General features: G+C 61.6%; 6 protein-coding genes. 5 read left to right on the top strand and 1 reads right to left on the bottom strand.

What is annotated here, in order from left to right; genetic code table 11:
- Position 1 precedes the first annotated feature (1 nt).
- From pcaG to pcaC, 5 genes are all read left to right on the top strand, one after another.
- A complete protein-coding gene (pcaG, locus tag OK411_RS07305) occupies positions 2-568 on the top strand; it encodes a protocatechuate 3,4-dioxygenase subunit alpha (protein WP_076566302.1) in 567 nt (188 codons plus the stop codon).
- A 262-nt stretch (positions 569-830) separates the two neighbouring features.
- Positions 831-2,126: an MFS family transporter gene (locus OK411_RS07310; protein ID WP_264364640.1), complete on the top strand. Its 1,296-nt coding sequence runs from the start codon at positions 831-833 to the stop codon at positions 2,124-2,126.
- Between the two features lie 45 nt (positions 2,127-2,171).
- A complete protein-coding gene (locus OK411_RS07315; RefSeq protein WP_264364641.1) occupies positions 2,172-3,536 on the top strand; it encodes a 3-carboxy-cis,cis-muconate cycloisomerase in 1,365 nt (454 codons plus the stop codon).
- An 11-nt stretch (positions 3,537-3,547) separates the two neighbouring features.
- A complete protein-coding gene (pcaD, locus tag OK411_RS07320) occupies positions 3,548-4,339 on the top strand; it encodes a 3-oxoadipate enol-lactonase (RefSeq protein WP_016771335.1) in 792 nt (263 codons plus the stop codon).
- A 10-nt stretch (positions 4,340-4,349) separates the two neighbouring features.
- The gene (pcaC, locus tag OK411_RS07325) at positions 4,350-4,742 is read left to right on the top strand and encodes a 4-carboxymuconolactone decarboxylase (RefSeq protein WP_024011942.1); all 393 of its coding nucleotides are present in this window, start codon (positions 4,350-4,352) and stop codon (positions 4,740-4,742) included.
- Positions 4,743-4,917: 175 nt separating this feature from the next.
- Here pcaC and OK411_RS07330 read toward each other — a convergent pair whose 3' ends face one another.
- The gene (locus OK411_RS07330) at positions 4,918-6,177 is read right to left on the bottom strand and encodes an OprD family porin (RefSeq protein ID WP_136492109.1); all 1,260 of its coding nucleotides are present in this window, start codon (positions 6,175-6,177) and stop codon (positions 4,918-4,920) included.
- Positions 6,178-6,488: the final 311 nt, after the last annotated feature.

Here is a 6,488-nt window from a genome sequence, read left to right on the forward strand (position 1 = left end):
GATGACGCTTTATGCGACCACGTCCCACACCGTCGGGCCGTATTACCACATCGGCCTGACCTGGCTGAACCGCGAAACCCTGGCCAACGAGCTGACCCTCGGCGAGCGCGTGGCGATCACCGGCCAAGTGGTGGACGGCAATGGCGATGTCGTCAACGACGCCATGCTCGAAGTCTGGCAGGCCAACGCCGCCGGCAAGTACGACCACCCGGAAGATCAGCAGGACAAACCGCTCGATCCGAATTTCGAAGGCTTTGGCCGGGTACCGGTGGACGCCGAGGGGCGCTTCCGTTTCACCACGATCAAACCCGGCACCGTGCCCGGCCTGAAAGGCTCGACCCAGGCGCCGCATCTGGTGGTGCTGGTGTTTGCTCGCGGTCTGGTCAAGCACTTGCTGACGCGGATTTATTTCGAGGGCGAACCGGCGAACGTTGCTGATCCGTTGCTGGAATGTGTGCCGGCGGAGCGTCGCCAGACGTTGCTGGCCAAGGCGGATGCGTCGGGTGTGTACCAGTGGAATGTAGTTCTGCAGGGCACCGATGCCGAGACGGTGTTCTTCGATTATTGAGAGAACACCCCAAATCCCGTGCAGGACAGAGTCCCTGTGGTGAGAGGATTTATCCCCGCTGGGCTGCGAAGCAGCCCCAAAAACCAGTCGGCGCGGTATTCAGATGAACCGCGTGTATCTGATTTGCGAGTGCCTCGCACTTTAGCGGGGATAAATCCCCTCGCCACAAAGGCTGATCCAGACTTGGGTGACGATCCGATGTGGAACGGGACTGTTGCAAAGTATGTCTAGACTGTGACTGTCCCTATCGAGTGAAAAAACAATGACAACCACCACCTCCCACTACACCGGCGAAGAGCGCAGCAAGCGCATCTTTGCCATCGTCGGCGCTTCGTCCGGCAACCTCGTCGAATGGTTCGACTTCTACGTCTACGCCTTCTGCGCGATCTATTTCGCCCCGGCGTTTTTCCCCTCCGATAACCCCACCGTGCAACTGGTCAACACCGCTGGCGTGTTCGCTGCCGGGTTCCTGATGCGGCCGATTGGTGGCTGGATTTTCGGCCGGGTCGCTGACAAGCACGGGCGCAAGAACTCGATGCTCATCTCGATTCTGATGATGTGCTTCGGCTCGCTGCTGATTGCCTGCCTGCCGACCTACAAGGACATCGGCGTCTGGGCGCCGGTGCTGTTGCTGTTCGCGCGTTTGCTGCAAGGTCTGTCGGTGGGCGGCGAATACGGCACCACCGCGACTTACATGAGCGAGGTTGCGCTCAAGGGCCAGCGCGGTTTCTTCGCCTCGTTCCAGTACGTGACGCTGATTGGCGGACAACTGCTGGCGGTGTCGCTGGTGGTGGTGCTGCAACAGTTCCTCACTGAAGAAGACCTGCGTGCCTACGGCTGGCGGATTCCGTTCGTGGTCGGTGCGGTGGCGGCGCTGATTTCGCTGTTCCTGCGTCGTTCGCTGAAGGAAACCACCAATAAGGAAACCCGTGCGCACAAAGACGCCGGTAGCATCACTGCACTGTTCCGCGATCATAAAGCGGCGTTCATCACCGTGCTCGGCTACACCGCTGGCGGCTCGCTGATTTTCTACACCTTCACCACCTACATGCAGAAATACCTGGTGAACACCGCCGGGATGCACGCCAAGACCGCCAGCTACATCATGACCGGCGCGCTGTTCCTGTATATGTGCATGCAGCCGTTGTTCGGCATGCTCGCCGACAAGATCGGCCGACGGAACTCGATGCTCTGGTTCGGCGCCCTCGGCACGCTGTTCACCGTGCCGATTCTGCTCAGCCTGAAAAGCATCACCAGCCCGTTCCTCGCCTTCGTACTGATCACCCTGGCGCTGGCGATTGTCAGTTTCTACACCTCGATCAGCGGTCTGGTAAAAGCCGAGATGTTCCCGCCGGAAGTCCGCGCCCTCGGTGTCGGCCTGGCTTACGCAGTGGCGAATGCAATCTTCGGTGGCTCGGCAGAATTCGTTGCCCTGAGTCTCAAAGCCGGCGGCATGGAAAACGCCTTCTACTGGTACGTCACGGCGATGATGGCGGTGGCCTTCCTGTTCAGCCTGCGTTTGCCCAAGCAGGCGAAGTATCTGCACCACGATCTGTAAACCCATGTGCGCGGGCTGCGAGGCCCGCGCCGGCAAGGACTGTTTATGACTCAGCGACCGGGCAATCAATTGTTCGATGCCTACTTCACCGCCCGCGATATGCGCGAAATGTTCTGCGATCAGGGCCGGGTGCAGGCGATGCTTGATTTCGAAGCGGCGCTGGCCCGGGCCGAGGCGCGGGTCGGGCTGATTCCTTCATCGGCCGTGGCACCGATTGCCACAGCGTGCGACGCGGGCCTGTATGACTTCGCGGCGCTGGGCGAGGCGATTGCCACGGCCGGCAATTCGGCGATCCCACTGGTCAAGGCCTTGGGCAAGCAGATCGCCTCGAGCGATGCCGAAGCCGAGCGCTATGTGCATCTGGGCGCGACCAGTCAGGACGTGATGGATTCCGGGCTGGTCCTGCAATTGCGCCAGGCGCTGGCGCTGATCGAAGACCAACTGGCGCAACTGGCCGACTCGCTCGCAGCTCAGGCACAACGTTTCGCTACCACGCCACTGGCCGGGCGCACCTGGCTGCAACATGCCACGCCAGTGACCCTCGGTATGAAAATCGTTGGATGGCTGGGCGCCGTCACGCGCAGCCGTCAGCGTCTGCAACAACTGAAACCGCGTTTGCTGGTGCTGCAATTCGGTGGCGCCTCCGGCACGCTCGCGGCGCTGGGTGAACAGGCGTTGCCGATCGCCGAAGCATTGGCCGAAGAGCTGCAACTGACGCTGCCCGAGCAACCGTGGCATACCCAGCGTGATCGCATCGTCGAATTCGGCGCGGTGCTTGGCCTGATCGCCGGCAGCCTCGGCAAATTCGGCCGCGACATCAGCCTTTTGATGCAGACCGAAGCAGCGGAAGTATTCGAGCCTGCGGCACCGGGCAAGGGTGGTTCGTCGACCATGCCGCACAAACGCAATCCGGTCGGCGCGGCGGTGCTGATCGGCGCGGCCACGCGGGTGCCGGGGCTGGTGTCGACGCTGTTCAGCGCGATGCCGCAGGAACATGAACGCAGCCTTGGTTTGTGGCATGCCGAATGGGAAACCCTGCCGGAAATCTGCTGCCTGGTGTCCGGTTCGCTGCACCAGGCGCGCTTGCTGGCCGACGGTCTGGAAGTCGACGCGGCGCGCATGGCCCGCAACCTCGAATTGACCCAGGGCCTCGTGCTGGCCGAAGCGGTGAGCATCGTCCTCGCCCAACGCGTCGGCCGCGACACCGCGCATCATCTGCTCGAGCAATGCTGCAAACGCGCGGTGGCCGAGCAACGCCATCTGCGTGCGGTGCTGGCTGACGAGCCGCAGGTCACCGCCGAACTCAGTGGCGCTGAGCTCGATGATCTTCTGAACCCCGCGCATTACCTTGGCCAGGCGCAAGTCTGGGTCGAGCGCGCGGTGGCTGAACACAACGCTTTGACTGTCTGAAGGAGAGGGCTGTGGCTTTCGTTCAACTCGCCGATGGCGAACTGCACTATGAAATTGAGGGCCCGGCGGAGGCGCCGGTGCTGGTGCTGTCCAACTCGCTGGGCACCGACCTGCACATGTGGGACGCGCAAATGCCGGCGTTCACCGAGCATTTCCGCGTGCTGCGTTTCGACACGCGCGGCCATGGGCAATCGCTGGTCACCGAGGGGCCGTACAGCATCGAACAACTCGGTCGCGACGTGCTCGGTCTGCTCGATGCGCTGCATATCGAGCGCGCGCATTTCTGCGGGCTGTCGATGGGCGGGCTGATCGGTCAGTGGCTGGGGATCAACGCAGGCCATCGTCTGCACAAACTGATCGTGTGCAACACCGCAGCGAAAATCGGCGATCCGTCGGTGTGGAATCCGCGCATCGAAACCGTGTTGCGCGACGGCCCGGCGGCGATGGTCGCGCTGCGTGATGCCTCGATTGCGCGCTGGTTTACCCCGGACTTTTCCGCAGCGCATCCCGAGGCGGCGAAGAAGATTACCGACATGCTTGCCGCAACCAATCCACAAGGCTATGCGGCCAACTGCGCGGCCGTGCGCGATGCCGATTTCCGTGAACAACTGGCTTCGATCAACGTGCCGTTGCTGGTGATTGCCGGCAGCGAAGATGCGGTGACGCCGCCGTCCGGCGGGCACTTCATCCGCGACCACGTGCGCGGTGCCGAGTACGCCGAGTTCCATGCGGCGCATTTGTCCAACGTGCAGGCCGGTGCCGCTTTCAGCGACCGTGTGCTGGCGTTTCTGCAGGCTCAGTGAGGAAGAATTTGTGGACGAGAAACAACGTTACGACGAAGGCATGCAAGTACGCCGCGCGGTGCTGGGCGATGCCCACGTCGATCGCAGCCTGACCACGCTGACCGAGTTCAACTCGGAATTCCAGGAGATGATCACCCGCCACGCCTGGGGCGACATCTGGACCCGCCCGGGCCTGCCCCGCCATACCCGCAGCCTGATCACCATCGCCATGCTGATCGGCATGAACCGCGAGGGCGAACTGAAACTGCACCTGCGCGCAGCGGCCAACAACGGCGTCAGCCGTGGCGAGATCAAGGAAGTGATCATGCAGAGCGCGATCTACTGCGGAATTCCGGCGGCGAATGCGACGTTTCATCTGGCTGAATCGGTGTGGGATGAGCTAGGAGTCGAATCCCGGGATTGATGGCGCCCGAAATTACGCCTTCGCGAGCAAGCTCGCTCCCACATTGGAGTTGTGTCGATCACAAAACAAATGTGGGAGCGAGCTTGCTCGCGAAGACCATTTCATATTCGACAGAGATGTCGACTGAAGCTGCGCTTTCGCGAGCAGGCTCGCTCCCACAGTGGGGCATGTGTGGTTAGAGAAGGCTGATCGGGTAGCTGACGATCAGGCGATTTTCATCGAACTCGTTGTTGCTGAAGTCGCGGCGCATGGTCGAGTTGCGCCATCTGACGTTCAAATCCTTCAAAGTGCCGCTCTGCACCGTGTAACCGAGTTCCGATTCGCGACCCCATTCCTTGCCGTCGGTGATCGTCCCGGTGTGCACGTTGTCGCCGCTGATGTAGCGGTTCATCAGGGTCAGGCCGGGGATGCCCATGGCGGCGAAGTTGTAGTCGTGGCGCAACTGCCAGGAGCGTTCCTGAGCGTTGTCATAACTGGCGTTGTAGCTGTCGTTGGCCAAGGTGCCGCCGCTGGTGCCGTTGACGCGCATCCACGCGCTGTCGCCGGTCAGTTTCTGCAGGCCGAGGTAGAACGTGTTGCCGCCGTACTTGGCCGAAAACATGCCGTACCAGGTCTTGTTGTCCAGATCGCCGGCACGCGCGCTGCCATCTTCCTTGCCGTAGAAAAATCCGAGGTTGGCGCCCAGCGTCCAGTCGCCGAGCGGCTGACTGTGCAGCACGTTGAGGTACTGCTGGCTGTAGATGTCCTTGAGCTGCGCGTTCCACAGGCCGATCTGCGTGCGCTTGTCGTTGAACAGGTATTCGCCGCCCTGGAAGTTGAAACGATCAGAGGTGAACGCGGCTTTGCCGGTCATCGACATGTCGCTCATGCTGCTGTCGTCGCGCGGGCTGTTGGCGCGGAACTGGCCGCCATAGAGGGTCAGGCCGGCGATTTCCTTCGAGGTGATCTGGCCGCCACGGAAGGTCTGCGGCAGCGAACGACCGTCGTCCGAACGCAGGATCGGCAGCACGGGCATCCACTCACCGACCTTGACTTCGGTCTGCGAAAGCTTGGCCTTGAACGCGACGTTGGTGCGGCCGAAGTTATCCGCCGGGCGCCCGTCATGGTCCAGCGGCAACAACTGCGTACCACCCGTGCCTTTACCGCCATCGAGCTTGATCGAATACAGCCCGAGTACGTCCATGCCGAAACCGACGGTGCCTTGGGTGAAGCCGGATTTGGCGTCGAGGATGAAACTCTGCGTCCACTCTTCAGCCTTGCCTTGGGCCTTGGTCGGGTTGGTGAAGTTGCGGTTGATATAGAAGTTGCGCAGGTTGAGGTTGACCTTGGCGCCTTCAACGAAGCCGCCTTCTTCGGCGCTGGCTGGCAGTGCCAGACCGGCGATGGCCAGGGCGATCACAGCGGGCAATGCGTAGGGCACAGGGAAAACTGTCATGGACTTGGGTCTCTCTTGTTTTTTTAGGGCGAACGGCGGCGCTGTCGCGGCGGATGCGGCGCAGGCAACATGATGCAGATCTGAGATGCAGCGGTGGCGGTCAGCCGGGCGGGGCAGGGCGCTGGAGCATGGTGTCGAACCTTGTTGTTATTGGTTTTCTGGTTCGAATGGTGAAGGGCCTGTGTGTTCGGGTTCAATTGCTGAAAGCGGGTTTTGGGCGGTTATCGAACGCAAGATTCATGCGGATTTGTGGTGAGTGTGAGGTCCTCTTCGCGAGCAGGCTCGCTCCCACAACTGGAATGCGTTCCCCT

Origin of the sequence: Pseudomonas sp. RG1, assembly GCF_025910115.1 — a bacterium.
In the GTDB taxonomy this organism is placed as follows: Bacteria; Pseudomonadota; Gammaproteobacteria; order Pseudomonadales; family Pseudomonadaceae; genus Aquipseudomonas; species Aquipseudomonas atacamensis.

Coding starts and splice junctions, on each gene's coding strand:
- pcaG (WP_076566302.1), top strand. CDS start 2: ATGACGCTTTATGCGACCACGTCCCACACCGTCGGGCCGTATTACCAC.
- OK411_RS07310 (WP_264364640.1), top strand. CDS start 831: ATGACAACCACCACCTCCCACTACACCGGCGAAGAGCGCAGCAAGCGC.
- OK411_RS07315 (WP_264364641.1), top strand. CDS start 2,172: ATGACTCAGCGACCGGGCAATCAATTGTTCGATGCCTACTTCACCGCC.
- OK411_RS07330 (WP_136492109.1), bottom strand. CDS start 6,177: ATGACAGTTTTCCCTGTGCCCTACGCATTGCCCGCTGTGATCGCCCTG.